This is a genomic window from Paenibacillus soyae, from assembly GCF_024623455.1.
Lineage (GTDB): Bacteria > Bacillota > Bacilli > Paenibacillales > Paenibacillaceae > Pristimantibacillus > Pristimantibacillus soyae.
Genome location: NZ_JANIPJ010000007.1, coordinates 282,306 through 301,762 on the forward strand (window position 1 = coordinate 282,306; position 19,457 = coordinate 301,762).

Sequence of the window (19,457 nt, forward strand, 5' to 3'; positions counted from 1 at the left end):
GAGGAAAAACATTATGGCATTTACGCTTCAAATCGGGCAAGAGGCTCCGGATTTCGATCTGCTCGCGACGGACGGCGAGCGCTACAGTCTAGAGGATTTCGCGGACGCGAAGGCGCTTGTCGTCTTCTTCACCTGCAATCATTGCCCGTTCGTGAAAGGCTCGGACGAGGTAACGCGCCAGACCGCGCTGAAGTACGGACCGCAAGGCGTCGCTTTCATCGCGATTAACTCGAACAGCTCGACTTCGTATCCGGAGGATTCCTACGAGAAAATGATTGAGCGGATCGACGAGCATAAGTTCCCGTGGACTTACCTGCACGACGCCAAGCAGGAAGCCGCGCTGGCTTACGGGGCGCTGCGTACGCCGCACTTCTACGTGTTCGACGCGGACCGCAAGCTGATCTATACGGGACGCGCCACCGACTCGCCGAAGGACGCCGAGAAAATTACGTCCTATGACCTGGATAACGCGCTGGACGATTATTTGACCGGTCGCGAAATCGCGGTGCCGCTCACGAACCCTCTCGGCTGCAACGTGAAATGGGAAGGCAAGGACAAACGTTGGATGCCCGAAGAGGCTTGCGACCTGGTGCTGCACTAACGGCTTTCGTTTCGATGCCGGGACTTCCGCGCCGTCCCACCCGGGAGGTATGGCGGAGGTCCTTCTTTCCAAATTTAATTCCAACTAAATCTATGTGAATAATGACATAAGTGTATCGACCGTATAAACGGAGATGTGCTTCTCTCGCATTGGGCCACAAATCGCCCGGAGGAGCACGTCTTCTTTTTTTGTACAACGAAACACGAACTTCAAGTCACAGGGACAAAAAAAGAGGAGAATGAACATGAGAAAAACGGGCTTTGTTTTATTGGCGCTAATCCTGCTGCTGGGCATTCTGGCCGGATGCAGCGGCGGCAACAACGGAAGCGGCGGCGAGCAAGCCGAACCATCGAGCCAGTCGTCCGCGGGCGGCGAACAGACCGAAAGCGGCGAGAAGCCGGTGACGTTGAAGGTGCTCCGCGCCGGCATCACGGTGACGGAAACGGAATTCGAGAAAGTGCTGGTCGAGAGGACGAAAGAAAAGTTCCCACACGTCACGCTGGAGTGGGTGGACGCGCCGGAGGACGTGGAGCTGGAGCCGCTCATCACGTCGGGAGAGGTGCCGGACATCATGTTCGTATCCACCTCGTCGATCGCGACCACGCTGAAGGATCTCGATCTGGCGGAGAACCTGCAGCCGTACATCGAGAAGCATGGCACCGACTTATCCCGTTTGAAGCCGGTGGTGTTGGATACGATCACCAAGTATTCGCCGGAGGAAGGGCTTGCCGCCATTCCGTTCTCGGTCAACTTGCCGGTGCTCTTCTATAACAAGGATATTTTCGATAAATTCGGCGTCGCCTATCCGCCGAACGAGCAGATGAGCTGGAACGAGGCGATCGAGCTCGGCAAGCAGGTGACCCGCAGCGATAACGGCGTCGATTACGTCGGCATCGATTTGTTCGGCGCGAGCAACATCGCGACGGGACTCGACCTGTTCATCGTCGATCCGGAGACGGGCAAGGCCGACGTGACGACGCCGGAGTGGCACAAGGTGTTCGAGCAGCTGAAGAAAAGCTACGAGGTGCAAGGCTACATCGGCGCCGACGGTCGATACCAGTACGCGAACGACGACGACATTTTCTACAACGAGCAGAATCTGGCCATGGTTGCCTACAATATCGCCCATCTGCTGGGACCGCTCGAAGAGCTGCGCCAGCAGGGCGTGGAGCTGAATTGGGATTTCGCGCCGTTCCCGAACTTCGAGGAGAACCTCGGCACTGGAAAAGCGGCGAACGTGCACTCCCTGATCGTTACGAAGGCAAGCCAAAACAAAGATATCGCGTTCCAGGTCATCGCGAACGTGCTGTCCGACGAGTCGCAGACGGCGCTGGCCAAGGTTGGCCGCGTGCCGACTGTCGAGGGCAAGCAGTTCGAAGACGTATACGGCCAGGACATTCCGGTGCTGCAGGGCAAGACGGTAGAGAACATCTTCAAGGCGCCGCCGCGGAACGTGATCAGGCCTCATAAGTTCGAAAGCAAGGTGCGCAAATTCCTGGAGGAAGCGGAGAAGAACATCGCCGTCGGCGGCCAAGACGTCAACACGGCGCTGCGCGTCGCCCAGGAATCGATCGAGAAAGAGCTTGAAACGCTGAACAATACGAATTAACAGGAGTCGGCTGCCGCTCGGAGCCGATCCAGCAACAGGCAGGGAGCGCCGCAGCGACTGAGGCGCTTCCCTCGCTATCTATCCGGAGGTGGGACTGGTGGCCAGCATCTCGATCCAGCATTTGTATAAACGGTACGGCAAAGACAAGCAAGCTGTGGTGAACGATTTCCATCTGGATATTAAGGACAAGGAATTTCTAGTGTTCGTCGGACCTTCCGGCTGCGGCAAGTCGACGACGCTGCGCATGATTGCCGGGCTTGAAGACATATCCGAAGGCGAGGTGTACATCGGCGAGCAGCTGGTGAACCATCTGCCGCCCAAGGACCGCGACATCGCCATGGTGTTCCAGAACTATGCGTTGTACCCGAATATGAGCGTCTACGAAAACATTGCATTCGGCTTGCGCCTGCGCAAGCAGCCGCGGCATGAGATCGACCTCGCGGTGCGCCGCGCGGCGCGAGTGCTCGAGATAGAGCCTTACTTGAACCGGAAGCCGAAGGAACTGTCCGGCGGACAGCGCCAGCGGGTCGCTCTGGGCCGCGCGATCGTCCGTGAGCCCAGCGTGTTCCTGATGGATGAGCCGCTCTCCAATCTGGACGCCAAGCTGCGCGTGCAGATGCGCATGGAGCTGATCAAGCTGCACAAGACGCTGGGCGCCACGTTTATTTACGTGACCCATGACCAGATCGAAGCGATGACGATGGCCGACCGGATCGTCGTCATGAAGGACGGCGTCATCCAGCAGATCGATACGCCGGAGACGGTGTATACGTCGCCTAACAACCGGTTCGTGGCAAGCTTTATCGGTTCGCCCGGCATTAACTTCATCGAAGGCAAAATAACCGAAGGGGCGGGAGACAGGCTGCATTTCTCGACGAGCCGGTTCTCGCTGCCCGTGACGAAGGAAGCGGCCGAAGCCATGAGGCGGCATAACAAAGTGGACCGGCGCGTGACGCTTGGCGTCCGCCCCGAGCATGTCGGTCCGGAAGGCTTGTATTCGGACTCGGTGTTCACGGCGGTCTACAAGGTCAGCGAGCTGATGGGAGCCGACCGGTTCCTGCATCTCGACATCGGGCAGGACAGTCTGCTCGTGGCCAGAGTGGACGCGCATTACCGGTGCGAGGAGAACGAGCGGCTGCGCATCGTGCTCGATATGTCCAAGGCGCTGTTCTTCGAGCCGGACAGCGGCGAACGTCTCAAGTAAGCGGGAAATCGGAAGGAGAGGGTGGAAAGATGCGAACATTCGGCAAAAAGCGGTTCTTCTATTCGGGCTTGGTTCTCCTGGCCGCGATCCTTCTGGCGCTCGCGTTCGGTCTCGGATTCTCGAACGCCGGAGAAAGCGCGGGCGGCGGGCCTTACGACGTCAGGCTGGAGCTTGAGGGCTTCCGGGCATGGAACGATACGTCCATCGCGGAATCGGAGCTCGAGCCGTATTACGCCGACGTGCTGGCGAAAGCGTACGAAGGAATTCCGAACGGAAGCAAGCGAGTTGCCGTGGACGCGGGAACGCCATCCGCCCGTTCCGACGGATCGGTGCTGAGGCAAGGAGACTACGAAGGGAAAGACGACGTGCTTGTCTGGAATTCGATGGACACCCATTGGGCGGAATACGAAGTGAACGTGCCGGAAGAAGGCTTGTACGAAATTCACGCGACCTACTTGCCGCTTAAGGGCGAAGACCGGACGCGTCCCGTTGTCTGGGACGTCAAGATCGACGGGAAGCGCCCGTTCCGGGAGGCTTCCTCCATCTCGTTGTACCGGCAATGGAAGGACGCGGGCGAAATCGAGAAGAACGACGACGGGGACGAGATCAGACCGGTCGCGGCGGACGTCTCCGGCTGGCAGACATTGCCTCTCGTCGATTCGGGAGCCAATTACGCCGAGCCGTTTAAATGGCATTTCACGAAGGGCGTCCATACGATTCGGGTAGAAGGCTACGAGCCGGTCGCGCTCGCGGAGCTGGCACTTGCGCCGCCTCGGGAGCTGCCGTCCTACGCCGATGCCAAGGCCGCTTATCCGAGCGCAGCGTCGCCGGACGTTTCCGGCATCGTTCTTCAGGCGGAACGGCTTACGTGGAAGAACGATCCATCCATCGTCATGATGTGGGATCGCGACTGGCGCACGGTGCCGCGCGCGGAAGGGCGGATTACGTACAATACGCTCGGAGGCGTAAGGTGGGATTGGCCGAACCAGGAAGTGACGTGGGACTTCGAAGCGCCCGAAAGCGGCCTGTATAAGATCGGATTGCGTGCCTTGCAGAACCGGTTTTCGCAGAAAGCGTCGTTCCGCACCATTCGGATCGACGGCGAGGTGCCGTTCAAGGAATGGCTGACCTACCGGTTCCCGTACGATTCGGCCTGGCAGAGCGTTGTTCTGTCCGACGATGCGGGCGCTCCCTACGAGGCGTATCTGGAGAAAGGAACGCACACGCTTTCGATCGGCCTCACGCACGCCGCGGTCAGCCCGATCGTCCGGGGCATCGAGAACTTGAGCGCGCTGCTCCGCGATATCGACAGAGACCTGAGCAGGCTGACGAGCGGGCAGACCGACCGGAACCGCACCTGGAAGATCGACCGCGATTTGCCGGGGCTTCGCGAACAGCTGGGGCAGGTCGCCCATAACCTGGATGTGCTTGCGGACGCGATGACGGAAGTGAACGGCCGCAAGGACAGCGCGAGCGAGGGCTTCCGCTCGTCGGCGGGCGACGTGCGCGCGCTGCTGGAAATACCGGACGACATTCCATACCATGTGGACGAAATCAGCTCGATCACGGAGAAGATCAACAACTTCGTCGTCAATCTGCACAAGCAGCCGCTGCAGCTTGACGAAATTTATATCGCGCCGGCCGACCAGGCGTTTCCGGATATGCTGGCATCTTGGGGAGAGCAGGCGGTCGGCGTCGCGGCCAACTTCTTCTATTCCTTCAACACAAGGCAGAGCCTTGGCGAGATGGATCCGAACGAGCTGAACGTATGGGTGCTGCGCGGCCGCGATTACGTGACGCAGCTGCAGGATCTCGCCGACGAGACGTTCACGCCGGTGACCGGCATCAAGGTGAAGGTCAATCTGCTGCCGAATCCCCAGCTGCTCGTCATGTCGAACGCGGCGGGGCTTCAGCCCGACGTTGCGCTGGGGCTCAATCAGGATTTGCCCGTCGACTACGCCATCCGGGGCAGCGTGTACGACCTCAGCGAATTCGGCGATTTCGACCGGATTTACGGCAAGTTCAGTCCCGGCTCCTGGCAGGCGCTGTATTACGACAAAGGATATTACGGACTGCCGGAGACGCAGTCGTTCCAAGTGCTGTATTACCGCAAGGACATCATGAGGGAGCTGGGCTTGGCCATTCCCGAAACGTGGCAGGACGTGTACGACATCCTGCCCACGCTGCAGCAGAACGACATGAATTTCTACATGGACCCCCAGGAGTTTCTGCCGTTCATCTCGCAGAACGGCGTCGAGTTCTACACGCCGGACGGTTTCGCGACGGGCCTCGATACACCGGATGGATTCCGGGCGTTCAAGCAGTGGACCGACCTGTATAACATGTACGCGATGGAGAAGCAGGTGCCGAGCTTCTACCAGCATTTCCGGAGCGGGACGATGCCGATCGGCATCTCGGACTACAACATGTACGTCCAGCTGGCGGCCGCGGCGCCGGAGCTGAACGGACGGTGGGGCATCGCGCTTATTCCCGGCGTGCAGAAGGAAGACGGCACGATTAGCCGATGGGCCGGCGGCCAGCAGACGACCGGCGTTATTTTCCAGGAATCGGAGAAGAAGAAGCAGGCGTGGGAGTTTCTGAAGTGGTGGGTTTCGACCGATACGCAGGTGAGGTACGGGTCCGATCTGGAAGCGATCAACGGCGTATCGTTCCGGTGGAACACCGCGAATGCCGAGGCGTTCGTACGGCTCCCTTGGAAGCGGGAGGACGCGAACGTCATCCTGCGGCAATGGGCTTGGTATAAGGAAAAAGAAAATCCGCCGGGCGGATACTTCATGGGACGCGAGCTGAACAACGCGTGGGTGCGTTCCGTGATCGACGGCATGAATTACCGTTCGTCGCTCGAGGCATCCATATTGGACATTAATCGGGAGCTGCGGCGCAAGCAGCAGGAGTTCGGGTTTATCGACGAGAGCGGCAAGCCGCTCAAGACGCTGGACTTCCCGGTCGTGAAGGAACCATGGGACGGGGTGAACCAATATGTCAAGTAAAATCGGGGCCGGCGGCGTCATCGTCGGCAAGTCGAAGCTCGGCGTGCAGGAGACGGATTCAGAGACGCCATCCGCGGGCATCGGCAAGCGGAGGGCAGGGGCGAAGAGCCGGGTCGCCGCGTTGGCTGCGGAAATATGGAAGTACCGGCTGAGCTATGCTTTCGTCACGCCGTTTCTGCTCTGCTTCATCGCGTTTATCGTCGTGCCGGTCATTGCCGCGGTGGCGCTCAGCTTTACGTACTTCAACGCGATCGAGAGGCCAAGGTTCATCGGCTGGCAAAACTTTCAATATTTGATTTCCCAGGACTTATTGTTTCTGAAATACGCGCTGCCGAACACGTTCAAATTCGCGGTCATCGTCGGGCCGGGCGGCTATATTGCCGCGTTCCTGCTCGCTTGGCTGATCTCTCAGCTGCCGGGGAAGCTGCAGAAGTGGTTCGCCTTGGCGATGTATACGCCGTCGCTTACGATCGGCATCGCCATGTCGATCGTCTGGCTGCCGATGCTGACCGGGGACCGTATCGGCTACCTGAACAGCATCCTGCTCCGGCTAGGCTGGATCGAGGTGCCCCAGCTGTGGGTGACGGATCCGGATTATCTCATGAACGCGATGATCGGCGTCACGCTCTGGTCGAGCATGGGCGTCGGGTTCCTCGCGATGCTCGCCGGCATTCTGAACGTGAACAAGGACTATTACGAGGCCGCCCGGATCGACGGTATGAAGAGCAGGCTACAGGAGATCTGGTATATTACGATTCCGTCCATGAAGCCGCAGATGCTGTTCGGCGCGGTCATGGCAATCGTGACGACGTTCAAGACCGGCGCGATCGGGGTGGAGCTGTCGGGCGTCAATCCAACTCCCGCCTATTCGGGCCACCTCATCATCAACCACATCGACGATTTCGGGTTTATCCGGTTCGAGATGGGCTACGCCGCCGCGATTTCCGTGTTCCTGCTCATTCTGATGTACGTCTCCAATAAGCTGAGCTGGGGCTTATTCGGCTCGAAGGGGGATGAATGATATGCTCGGTTCGCTGTGGAGAAGAAGGGGCCGGCTGAACCGGATGGACGGCTTCCAGAAGCTGCTGACGCTGCTCTTGATCGTCCTCGGCGCCTTTATGCTCCTGCCGATCGTTTATATTTTCAACCATGCCTTCAAGCCGTACCATGAGCTGTTCGTCTACCCGCCGACGTTCCTCGTCCGGGAGCCTTCCCTGCAGAACGTCAATGAGCTTCTCGCCGTCACGTCGCGATCGACCGTTCCGATGATCCGCTATCTGTTCAACAGCGTGTTCGTCTCCGGACTCGCCGTCGTGCTCGTGACCGGCGTAAGCGCGCTCTGCGCCTATCCGCTGTCCAAACACCGGTTCCCTGGGGCGGGCATCGTCTTCGCGGCGATTCTGCTGACGCTGATGTTCGCTCCCGAGGTCGTGCAAATTCCGCGTTACCTGGTCGTGAGCGAGCTTGGCATCATGAATACGTATTTCGCCCATCTGCTCCCGCTTATGGCGATGCCGATCGGCGTGTTCCTGCTCAAGCAGTTCATGGACCAAGTTCCGGACTCCTTGCTGGAAGCCGCCCGAATCGACGGCGCAAGCGAGTTTTTCGTTTTTTGGCGGATCGCGGTGCCCGTCTGCATGCCGGCCGTCGCGACCGTGGCGATCCTGGCCTTCCAGAACGCCTGGGGCAACGTGGAGACGTCGGCCTTGTTCATGCTGGACGACGAGATGAAGAGCTTCTCGTTCTTCCTCTCCACGCTGACGAACAATCTGGCCAATAACGTGGCCATGCAAGGAGCGGCGGCCGTCGCGGCTCTGATCATGTTCGTGCCGAACCTGATCGTGTTCGTCATTCTGCAGGGCAAGGTGATCGCGACCATGGCGCATTCGGGCATTAAATAAGAAGCGGGGGGAGTTACGCATGATTAGACGGCTCGCGCTGCGCATCGCGTCGCTGGCGATCGTGAGCATCATCGCGATCGTCTCGGCTAACCCCGAGCAAGCCTGGGCGGATGTGCCGTACGTGACTTACTATAAGGACAATTACAACCAGCAGTATCGGATCCAGACGGCGTATATGCCCGCGGCGGCGCTCGGCCGGGAGCTGTTCATCGACGACCCGGATAACCCGGGACAGCCGAAGCACTCGCCGCTTAACCAGCCTCAGGATTTGTTCATCGACGCCAATGACGACATGTACATCGCGGATACCGGCAACAATCGGATCGTGCATCTCGACGCGGCCGGCCGGCTGCTGCGGGTATTGGAAGCCGAGGATAAGCCGCTGAACCGGCCGCAAGGCGTGTACGTGCACGACAACGGCGATATTTATATCGCGGATACCGGCAACAACCGCGTGCTCCGGCTGAACAAGGACGGAGAGCTGCTGAAGACATTCGTCCGCCCGGAGTCGAAGCTGATTCCGGAGTCGTTCAAATTCGATCCCGTCAAGCTGGTCGTCGACAAACGCGGCTTCCTGTACATCGCCACTCTCGGCGGGTATCAGGGCTTGCTGCAGCTCGATCCGGAGGGCGAGTTCCAGGGCTTCTTCGGCGCCAACAAGACGAGCGCGTCCTTCATCGACAGCGTCAAAAGGCTGCTGTACACGCGAGAGATGTACGAGCGGGAAATTAGCAAGCTGCCCGGCTCCATTACGAGCGTGGATAAGGACGGCGACGGCTTCGTCTATACGGTGACGAAGGAAGTAAGCGCGGGTCAGCTCAAGAAGCTGAATATCGCGGGGCTTGACCAGCTGGCGGGCAAAGGCGAATTCGCCGATACGATGTCGGACGGCCGCTACGGGGAGTTTATCCGGCAGCCCGGCGTCTACGAATCGGAAGCGCCGCAGCTGAACGACCTTACGGTCGACAAGGACGGCAACATCACCGTCATCGACACGAGACTGAACGTCGTCAGCCAATACGACGGCAACGGCAATCTGCTGTTCTTCTGGGGCGGGGCGGCCGGCGACACGACGACCAAGCTCGGCCTGGTCAAGATGCCGACCGCGATTGCCAGCGATTCCTCGAACCAGCTGTATATTTTGGACAGCGAGAACAACGTCGTGCAGAAGTACGCGTTGTCGGAGTTCGGGAAGCTCGTGCACGAAGCGAATGGACTGACGCAGGACGGACGCTATGAGGAGAGCGAGCCGCTGTGGGAGGAAGTGTACCGGCAGAACGCCTATTACGCGCCTGCCGTGCTGGGTCTGGCGAAGGCGGCCTACAAGAGGGGCGACTACGAGGAAGCGCGCAGGCTGTTCGGCGACGCGGGCTGGGCGCGAGGCTATTCCGACTCGTTCTGGCAAAACCGTCTGTTATGGTTTCAGAATAACTTCGGCTTCTTCATGAATATCATCATCGGACTGTTGGCGGCGGGAATCATCCTGAGGCTCGCCGCCAGACGGTTCGGCTGGCGGCTGCGGCCGAGGCGGGGCGAGGGCGGAAGGCGGCGGAGCCGGGAGCTTGGCAAGCAGCTCGCGCATGCTCTTCATATCGCGAGACATCCGCTCGACGGCTTCTACGGCATCCGGCACGAGGGCAAAGGCGGCCCGGCGGCCGCGACGATCGTGCTGGCGCTGGCTCTCGCGGCTTACGGCTTCATGCGCGCGCGGACGAACTTCGTTTTTAACCCATCCGTCGTGACGGAGCCGGGAATCGGGAACGCCCTCATTCAATTTACGGTCATCTGGCTGGGGTTCGTCGTAGCCAACTATTTGACCAGCTCCCTCAGCCAAGGGGAAGGAAGGTTCCGCGACGTTTACGCGGCCAGCGCTTACGCGATGCTTCCGTTCGTCGCGGTCGGCGTTCCGCTCACGGTCCTATCCGGAGCGCTGACGCTTAACGAGGCTTCCATCTACTATTTCCTGCAGTACGGACTTTACGGCTGGGCGGCTCTCCTGCTTTTCTGGCAGATACAAGGCGTACAGAACTTCAGCGTAGGCGAAGCGGCGAAGAACGTGCTGCTGACGGTTCTGACCTTGTTCGTCATCGCCATTCTGATCTTCATCGCGTTCAGCTTGACCAGCGAGCTTGCGGGCTTCATCTATTCGATCTATCAGGAGGTGGCTATCCGATGAAGCAACGGTTCGCATCACTCATCGCAACGGCGGCGGCGGTAGGCGTGCTGCTTCTCGGCCTCGTCTGGCTCATCAACAAGGATGCGCCGAACGAGGCTCCCGCCGCCTCCGCTCCCCGGACCGCGGCCTCGGCGGGAACGCCGGTCGAGCCGGGCTTGCCGAATGAGGCCGGCTTCGAGCTTGCGGGAGAAACCGGCTCCTTCCGTCTATGGGCGGACGAAGTGACGGGGCATTTCAAAGTGGAAAGCAAAACGAGCGGACGGATCTGGAGATCGTATCCGGAGCCCGCTTACTGGGAAGAAGAAACGGCCGGGGGCGTATGGAAGAGCAACTTCCTGTCGCCGGTCATGCTTGAATATATCGACGCGTCCAGCTCGAAGTCGCAGACGAAGCTGACCAATTGGATGGAGGAACGGGGGACCATCGAGCAATACGAGCGGATCGAAGGCGGCTTTCGCGTCTTGTTCCGCCTGCCGGCGTCGGGGTTCGATATTCCGGTGGAGGTGCGTCTCGCCGAGGATTACGTCGAGGTCAAGGTCATCGACTCGGGCATACAAGAGGGCGCCTTCAGCTTGCTGAACTTGAAGGCCTATCCGCAATTCGGCGCGCAGCCGTCCAAGGACGAGAGCGGCTATCTGCTGCTCCCCGACGGCTCGGGCTCGCTTGTCCGGTTCGACGCGAACCGGAGCAACGACAAATCCGTGTACCGGGAGCCGGTGTACGGCGCGGACCTCGCTTTCTATAACGAGGTGACGAACCGCAACGAAATCCGGATGCCCGTATTCGGACTCAAATCGGGAGAGCAGTCGTTCCTTGGCGTCATGACGGAGGGCGAAGCTTATGCGAAGCTGTTCGCCGCGCCGGCCGGTTCTCTCGGAACGTCCAACTGGGTCAGTCCGGAGTGGCAGTACCGGATCAAGTTTTTCCAGAATACGGACCGCCGCGGTACGGAAGGGTTCTACACGTTCAGCAAGGAGCGGTTCGAAGCTCCCGCCCGCAGCGTGCGCTATTACTTGCTTGAGGGGGAGCAAATTGGCTACGACGCGATGGCGGCCCGTTACCGCCAATATCTCGTCGAGGAGAAAGGGCTGGAACGGCTGCAGGCGGAGAACGCGAATATTCCGTTCTACACGGACCTTATCGCCGCCGATCTGCAGCAGGGCGTGCTGTGGGACGACTACATCGTCGGCACCACGACCGAGGAAGCGGAGGAGCTTCTGTCGACGCTCGGGCAAGCCGGCATCTCGAATATAACGGCGATCTACCACGGCTGGCAGAAATACGGATACAGCTCTTACGGCGGCCTGTTCCCCGCCGACAAGCGCATCGGCGGCGGCAGCGGCATCAAGGAGCTTGCGGAAGCGGCCCGGGCGAATGGCGGCAAGCTTCTGCTGGCGGCCAATTATTCGCTCAACAACAGCGGACGCGGCGGCTTCTGGAGCCTGAACGACGGTCTTCGCAACCTGGCGGGCACGCTTCAGGAGGAGAAGACGGGAACGGGCTCGGGCGGCGTACCGATCGTCAGTCCGCTCTATTCCTTCCGCGAAGCCAAGGAAGATCTGGCTTCCTATCAAACGCTCGGCGTCGACGGAGTTCTGTTCACGGGAGGCATCGGCAGCGCGCTTCATACGGATTACAACAACCGGAACCGGGCGACGCGCGCGGAGGTGCAGGAAGGCCAGCGCTCCGTGCTCGCGGAGACGGAGGACGCGCTTGGCCTCGTCGCCGTGGAAGACGCCGGCTTCTATTCCCTCCCGGCCGCGAAGCACGTTCACCGGATCGCCGACGATTATTCTTACGACATCTTCGTGGACGAAGCGGTGCCGTTCGCGCAGATCGCCCTTCACGGCCTGGCCACGTACACGCTCGAGTGGGGCAATCTCCGGGACGAATACGAGGAGGAATATTTGCGAAGCGCGGAGTATGGAGCGTATCCGGCTTACGTATTCGCGAACGCTCCTTCCGAGAGCTTCAAGAAGGCTTATACCGTCTGGTATTACAGCCTGGACTACCGGGACTGGATCGATTCCGCGTCCGAGCAGTACAAGAAGCTGAACGACGCGCTCGGCAAGGTGCAGGACCAGTTCATTACGAAGCACGGCGCGCTGGCTCCCGGCGTCAAAGCGACGACATACGAGAACGGCGTGACGGTCGTCGTGAACTACAACGACGAGCCGTTTGAGGGCGACGGCTACGACGTGCCGGCGCGGGATTTTGCCGCGATCGACGGAGAAGGAGGGGATGAGACATGAGCTTGCTTCCGATTAAGCCGAAGGCGGATGCCGAGCGGAGCGGCGCTCTCCCGCTGAGGAGACGAAGACACGCATCCACGCTCCGCAAGCTGGAGGGCTCGGTATTCATCGCTCCCTGGGCGATAGGCTTCCTGGCCTTTGTCGCGTTTCCGTTGATCTATTCCCTGTACATGAGCTTCCATCAGGTGCGGATTACGGTGACGGGCGTCAACGCCAGCTGGGTCGGCACCCAATATTTCCGCGAAATCCTGTTCGCGGACGGCGGTTTGTTATACGACGACTTGTTCCCGTTTCTTAAGGAAGCGCTCGTCATGATTCCGATCATAATCGTGTTCTCGCTCATGATCGCGATTCTGCTGAATTTGGAATTTCTAGGGCGCTCCGCGTTCCGGGTCATCTTCTTCCTGCCGGTCATCTTCGCTTCCGGACAGATCATCGGAGAATTCATCGCGCAGGGCGAAGGTTCTCTTGGCATCATCTCGTCACTCCGTATGGACGGCATGCTGGCCCGTTACCTGCCGGCTTCGTGGGCGGGACCCATCGGCAACGTCATCGGCTCCTTCGTGCTGGTGCTCTGGTATTCCGGCGTGCAAATTCTGATCTTCCTCGCGGGCCGTCAGACGATCTCCCGCAGCGTGTACGAGGCGGCGCGCATCGACGGCGCCGATCCATGGAGCACGTTCTGGAAAATTACGCTGCCCGGCATGGTGCCCTTCATCTTCCTGAACGTCATCTACACGATCGTCGACCTGTTCACGTACCCGTCGAATCCGATTATCGGCAAAGTGACGACGGAAAACTATGGATTGTCCAGCGCGCTCGCCTGGATCTATTTCGTTATCGTGCTGCTGTTCATTGCGATCGCGCTCGTCATCTACGCGAGGGTCGACCGGGCGCTGTCGCCGAAGCGGCAATAGCCACACAGAAAGGCTGGGTTCAATATGGGAAAGCTGTCTTGGCTCAAAAACAAGCTGATCGGCAAGGAGGCGGATAAGGGGCTGCTGTTCCGGGCGCTTCTGTATCTGCTGCTGGTGGACGTCGCGTTCATCTACCTGAAGCCGGTATTCTACATGGTGACGACGATGGTCAAGGATGCTTCGGATTTGCTGGACCCGGCCGTCATCTGGGTGCCGACCGGCATCTACGGAGGCCATCTGGCCGAAGCGGCGAAGATGCTGGATTATGTGAAAAGCTTCGGCGTCAGCCTGTCGGTGTCGACGCTGTCTGCCGTCATCCAGGTCGTCTCCTGCTCGGTCGCGGGCTATGCGTTCGCCAGGCTGGACTTCCCGCTGAAGAAGCTCTGGTTCGCGGCGCTGCTATTTACATTCATCATGCCGGCTCAGGTAACGATCCTGCCATCCATCCTCCTCTTCAAGGAGCTAGGGTGGATTAACACGTTCTGGCCGATACTGGTGCCGACGCTGTTCGGCCACGGGCTCAAGGGGGCGCTCTTCGTGCTGATTTTCCGCCAGTTTTTCTCTACGCTCCCGAAGGAGATGGAGGAGGCGGCAAGGATCGACGGAGCGGGGGCGTTCCGCATTTTTTTCAAGGTGATGCTTCCGATCTCGAGGTCGGCGATCGTCGTCGTGTTCCTGTTCTCGTTCGTCTGGTCGTGGAACGACGCGTACTTCCCGTCGATGTACATGTTCGGCGCTTCCGACGTGCCGCTGTCCGTCGGGCTGTCCAAGCTGAACGCGCAGCTGGCGGCGGAGGCGCAGGAAGGAGGACTTCGGGCGTTCCTCGAACCTATTAAGATGGGAGCCTCGTTCCTCATCATCTTGCCGCTGCTCGTGCTGTACGCCTTCACGCAGCGGTGGTTCGTCGAGGGCGTCGAGAGAACGGGGCTAGTGGAATAATGAAAGCGACAGGATGTGATACGAGGTTGGACTCGCAACGGATTTTGCGCGATTTTTTCAGGAAAACCTGGGCCTTCTATTTATTATCGATTGCCCTGCATACGGTGGCGAATATCATTCAAGTCAATTTCCCCAAGGTGCTCGGCAGCTTTACCGACGAGCTGAAGGCCGGGCAGCTGTCGCTGGAGGGCGTGGGGCGTTACAGCTGGACGCTGCTCGCGATCGGCGTCGGGTTCGCGGTCATCGGAGGCGTCGCCCAGTATTTAGTCATGTACACCGGGCGGTACTTCGAATTTATGAACCGTCGACGGCTTTACATTCATTTTACCGGGCTTAGCGAGCGCTTCTATTCGAGCAACGGCGTCGGCAAGCTGCTGAGCTATTTCATGAACGACGTGACCGCGGTGCGGGAGTCGATCTCCATGGGGGTCAACCAAACCGCGGGAGCGTCGATTCTGCTCGTGTCGACCGTGGTCATGCTTATTCTGACGGACGTGCCGGCGTACCTGGTCATCGCGAGCATCGTTCCTCTGCTGCTGATTCCGGTCATCGTCGTAATGTTCGGGCCGATCATCCGGAGGCGTTCGCTCAAGGTGCAGGAAGCGCTCGGCTCCATGACGGAGTCGGCGGAGGAGCAATTCGGCGGCATTCGCGTCACGAAGAAGTTCGCGGTGGAGGAGACGATGCAGGAGCGCTTCGGCGCGACGGTCGACCGGATCCGGGACCGCCAGCTGCGGCTTGTGCGGGTGTCTTCGTTTTTCCAATCGCTGATTCCGTTCCTCGGCTCGGCATCCCTGATCATCGCGCTTTCGTACGGGGGCTACCTGACGATAGCCGGAACGATCACGCTCGGTAACTTCGTCGCTTTGACGCTTTATATCCGGATGCTGATGAACCCTCTGCAGCAGATCGGCAACGTCATTAACGTCATTCAGCGGGCGAGGGCGTCCCTCGACCGGCTGAACGATTTGCTGAGCAAGGAGCCGGACATCAAGGAATCGGAGAACGCGGTGGCGATCGACTTCGCGAAGGCGGGGATCGAGCTGCGAAGGCTGACATTTGCGTACGATTCGGATGCGGAGGGGAGGAGCGTGCTGAAGGACGTGTCGCTGTACGTGCCGCCCGGCGCGACGCTTGGCATCGTGGGAAGGACCGGCAGCGGGAAGACGACTCTCATGAAGCTGCTGCTTCGGACGTATGATCCGCCTGAGGGGTCGGTGTTCTTCGGGGATACGGACATTCGGAGACTGACGCTCGAGAGCTTGCGCGGCGGCATCGCCTACGTGCCGCAGGACGGCTTCCTGTTCAGCTCGACGATTAGGGAGAACATCGCGTTCTACAAGCGGGACGCGGGTCTCGGGGCCGTCGAGCAGGCGGCGAAGCAGGCGAAGGTGTACAACAATATCATCGAATTTCCGGACAAATTCGAGACGAAGCTGGGCGAGCGCGGCGTGACGTTGTCCGGGGGACAGCGGCAGCGGACCAGCCTTGCAAGGGGCATGATCAAGGACGCGCCGATTCTCATTCTGGACGATAGCGTCAGCGCCGTCGACGCCGTGACGGAGACGGAGATCATGGAGACGATCCGCGATATCCGGGAAGGCAAGACGACGATCATCATCGCCCACCGGATCAGCGCGCTGAAGCACGCGGACGAAATCGTCGTGTTAGATGAAGGGGAAATCGTTCAGAGGGGCACGCATGAATCGCTGCTCGCCGAAGACGGATTGTACCGGACGCTGCACGACATACAGGAAGAGGGGACGCGGCAGCATGGCACAGGCAATTAACAATTGGCAAATGGACCAGAAGGCCGATTTGAGCGAGCCCAAGGCGAAGCCCAAGTACATCTCGACCTTCCGCGCGCTATCCGGCTATATCAAGGAGCATCGGCTTACTTTTATTCTGTTCATCGCTTGTACGCTCGTCGCGATCGCCGCGGAGCTGCTGCAACCCTATCTCGTCAAAATCGCGATCGACGACAACCTGATGACGGGCAAAAACGACTACCGCAGTCTGCTCGTTATTTGTTTGATTTACCTCGGGCTGTCGGTGTCGGCGTTCGTTTTTGCGTATTTGCAAAATAATTTATTGCAGAAGGCGGGGCAGAGCATCGTCGCCAGCATCCGGAAGCGGCTGTTCGCGCATATTACGAAGCTGTCGATGTCGTACTTCGACCGCGTGCCGAGCGGCAGCCTCATCACGCACGTGTCGAGCGACACGGAGGCGATCAACCAGTTCTTCAATCAGGTCGTGCTTAGCATCTTCCGCGACGGCCTCACGTTGACGTTCATCCTCGTGCTGATGTTCCAGCTCGACGCGCAGCTGACGCTGTACTGCTTGATCCTGCTGCCCATCATCGCGGGTATTGCGATCGCCTTCCGCTCGTACATGCGCACTACCTATCAGATGGCTCGTACTCGGTTGTCTAGGCTTGTGGCGTTCGTGGCGGAAAATTTGTCGGGCATGAACATCATTCAAATTTTCCACCAGCAGGAGGAGCAGAAGAAGCAGTTCCGCGAGAAGAACGACTCTTATTTCCAGGCGAACATTCGGGAAATTCGCACGAACGTGCTGTTCAATCGGTCGTTCGAGGTGCTAAACAATCTCGCGATCGCGTTCGTGACGTGGCTCGGCGGGCAGGCCGTGCTCGGCAAGACGCTCGAGTTCGGCGTGCTGTACGCGTTCATCACGTATATCCGGCTGTTCTTCCAGCCGATCAATACGATCACGCAGCAGTGGAATACGCTGCAATCGGCGACCGTCGCGATCAACCGGATCTGGAGCATTCTCGCGATCGAGCCGGAGGTTCGCGATAAGCCGCTTGCGTTGACGGTAGACAAGGACCGCATCGCGGGGCGGCTCGATTTCAACGGGATCACGTTCGCTTATCCGGAAGGCACGACCGTCATCCGGGAGCTGGATCTGCATGTGCGGCCGGGCGAGATGGTCGGCATCGTCGGCACGACGGGGGCGGGCAAAAGCTCGCTCATCAGCCTGCTGTGCAGGTTCTACGACGTGAAGGAAGGCAGCATCCTGATCGATGGCTACGACATCCGCGACATCGCGCAGCATGATCTGCACCGCATCGTGGGATTGGTACAGCAGGAGCCTTACTTGTATTCCGGCACGGTGCTCGACAACGTGCGGATGTTCGACGCGGGCATCTCGCGCGAGGCTGTCATCCGGGCGTGCGAATTCATCGGGGCGGATACGATTATCGAGCGGATGAAGGACGGCTACGACACGAGGCTGTCGGAGCGGGGGAGCGGCTTGTCCGCCGGGGAGCGGCAGCTGATTTCTTTTGCGAGAATCATCGTGTTCGCGCCGCGCATCCTGATCTTGGACGAAGCCACCGCCAATCTGGACTCGCATACGGAGCAGCTCGTCCAGTCGGCGCTCGAGCGCGTGTCCGTCGGCCGGACGACGCTCGTCATCGCGCACCGCCTGTCGACGATCATGGGCGCGGACCGCATCCTCGTCATGAGCAAAGGCCGCATCGTCGAGGAAGGCACCCACGAGGAGCTGCTTCGTCTCGGCGGCTACTACGACGAGCTGTATAAGCATTCGCAGGGGCAGCAGGCTACGATCGAGGCGGGGTAGGGCCAAACGCACCCCCTTCGCTTGCGGATAAATTCCTTTACGGCTTCGCGGATCGGGGGTACAATGGGAACCAGCGCCATGGAAGGCGCAAGTTTCAATTGAAAGAAGCAGATGCAGCATGTCGATTTTTCTTCATATTTTGGTTACGAACGTACTGCCGATGGGCATCATGGTCGGACTTGGCATTCTATTGCAAAGGTCTTTTTCGCTGGATATCAAGACGTTGTCGAAGCTGAATTTTTATTTGTTTTCGCCGGCGATCATGTTCGATTTGATTTACACGACGGCGATTTCGGTAGGCATGCTCGGCCAAGTGTTGTTGTTTTTCGTTATTTTCATGGCGGGGCAATATATCTTGGTTGAAGCAGTCATACGGGCGCGCGGCTATGGTCCAAGCATGAAGAGCGCGATGCGGAACAGCGTGTTATTCTACAATAGCGCCAACTACGGCATCCCGCTGAACCAGCTCGCCTTTGCGGGAAATAAGGAAACGCTGGCGATCCAAGTGCTCATTATGATGACGCAGTCGCTCGTACCGAACACGTATGGCGTATACAGTGTCAACGCGCATAAGGCGGACATGAGACAGGTATGGCGGACGATTCTGTCCATGCCGGTTATCTACGTCATTCCTCTGGCCTTCCTGTTGAGGGGGTTCGAAGTGCCTGTGCCGCAGCCCATTGCCACGCCCATCGGTTATTTGTCGGACGCCTTTATCGGGACGGCGCTCATTACGCTCGGCGTTCAGCTCGGCAGCATGGAATGGCGCATCAGCCGCTCGCTGCTGATCGACGTCAGCTTATCCGGCATATTGCGACTCGTGGCAGGACCGGCGCTGGCATGGCTTATCGTCTGGCTGCTGGACCTCTGGTTCATGGACTTGAATAAGCTGACGGCGGCCGCATTGATCGTCTCGTCGGTGGTGCCGACCTCGCTCAGCAGCGTGCTTCTCGCGGTGGAGTTCGACAACGAGAAGGAGTTCGCCTCGCAGGCGGTGTTCGTCTCGACGCTTGTTTCGATTTTCACGGTAACGGCGGTTATCTTCTTTTTGCAGATTGATGTGTAGGGATATACTTTTTTAACCACTGGTTAGTGGAAGGGAAATAGCCGCGAATTCCAGGCTGTTGGGAAACCCCCGATTTTTATGAAGCGTGGTTCCGTAATGAACAAATCACTGGAGGAAAAACCGGTGGTTCCACTCACCCCGCTTGCCTAGCGAGGTGCATGGCTATTTTCTTTATGTT

13 protein-coding genes are annotated in these 19,457 nt (G+C 59.2%); all 13 read left to right on the plus strand.

What is annotated here, in order from left to right:
- Positions 1-13: 13 nt before the first annotated feature.
- Positions 14-601, plus strand: a complete 588-nt coding sequence (locus NQZ67_RS12450; RefSeq protein WP_257445888.1) for a thioredoxin family protein — start codon at positions 14-16, stop codon at positions 599-601.
- 244 nt (positions 602-845) lie between these two features.
- Positions 846-2,210 (plus strand): ABC transporter substrate-binding protein, encoded by a 1,365-nt coding sequence (locus tag NQZ67_RS12455; protein WP_257445891.1) that lies wholly within the window; start codon positions 846-848, stop codon positions 2,208-2,210.
- Positions 2,211-2,307: 97 nt separating this feature from the next.
- Positions 2,308-3,414, plus strand: a complete 1,107-nt coding sequence (locus NQZ67_RS12460; RefSeq protein ID WP_371825294.1) for an ABC transporter ATP-binding protein — start codon at positions 2,308-2,310, stop codon at positions 3,412-3,414.
- Between the two features lie 29 nt (positions 3,415-3,443).
- Positions 3,444-6,425, plus strand: coding sequence for an extracellular solute-binding protein (locus NQZ67_RS12465; RefSeq protein WP_257445894.1), 2,982 nt, complete (start codon positions 3,444-3,446; stop codon positions 6,423-6,425).
- A complete protein-coding gene (locus tag NQZ67_RS12470) occupies positions 6,415-7,446 on the plus strand; it encodes a carbohydrate ABC transporter permease (RefSeq protein WP_257445897.1) in 1,032 nt (343 codons plus the stop codon). Before NQZ67_RS12465 ends, NQZ67_RS12470 begins: the two co-directional genes overlap by 11 nt.
- Before the next feature lies 1 nt (position 7,447).
- Entirely contained in the window at positions 7,448-8,326 is an 879-nt protein-coding gene (locus NQZ67_RS12475; RefSeq protein WP_371825295.1) for a carbohydrate ABC transporter permease, read from the plus strand.
- Between the two features lie 19 nt (positions 8,327-8,345).
- The gene (locus tag NQZ67_RS12480; protein ID WP_257445901.1) at positions 8,346-10,502 is read left to right on the plus strand and encodes a YIP1 family protein; all 2,157 of its coding nucleotides are present in this window, start codon (positions 8,346-8,348) and stop codon (positions 10,500-10,502) included.
- Positions 10,499-12,754, plus strand: coding sequence for a DUF5696 domain-containing protein (locus tag NQZ67_RS12485; protein ID WP_257445903.1), 2,256 nt, complete (start codon positions 10,499-10,501; stop codon positions 12,752-12,754). Before NQZ67_RS12480 ends, NQZ67_RS12485 begins: the two co-directional genes overlap by 4 nt.
- Positions 12,751-13,671, plus strand: coding sequence for a carbohydrate ABC transporter permease (locus tag NQZ67_RS12490; protein ID WP_257445906.1), 921 nt, complete (start codon positions 12,751-12,753; stop codon positions 13,669-13,671). The genes NQZ67_RS12485 and NQZ67_RS12490 overlap by 4 nt, the downstream gene beginning before the upstream one ends.
- Before the next feature lie 24 nt (positions 13,672-13,695).
- Positions 13,696-14,610, plus strand: a complete 915-nt coding sequence (locus NQZ67_RS12495; protein WP_257445908.1) for a carbohydrate ABC transporter permease — start codon at positions 13,696-13,698, stop codon at positions 14,608-14,610.
- Positions 14,611-14,636: 26 nt separating this feature from the next.
- Positions 14,637-16,400: an ABC transporter ATP-binding protein gene (locus tag NQZ67_RS12500; protein ID WP_257445910.1), complete on the plus strand. Its 1,764-nt coding sequence runs from the start codon at positions 14,637-14,639 to the stop codon at positions 16,398-16,400.
- Complete coding sequence (locus NQZ67_RS12505) at positions 16,384-18,213, plus strand: ABC transporter ATP-binding protein (RefSeq protein WP_257445913.1); 1,830 nt, start codon at positions 16,384-16,386, stop codon at positions 18,211-18,213. Before NQZ67_RS12500 ends, NQZ67_RS12505 begins: the two co-directional genes overlap by 17 nt.
- Positions 18,214-18,331: 118 nt before the next feature.
- Positions 18,332-19,279 (plus strand): AEC family transporter, encoded by a 948-nt coding sequence (locus tag NQZ67_RS12510; RefSeq protein WP_257445916.1) that lies wholly within the window; start codon positions 18,332-18,334, stop codon positions 19,277-19,279.
- Positions 19,280-19,457 lie beyond the last annotated feature (178 nt).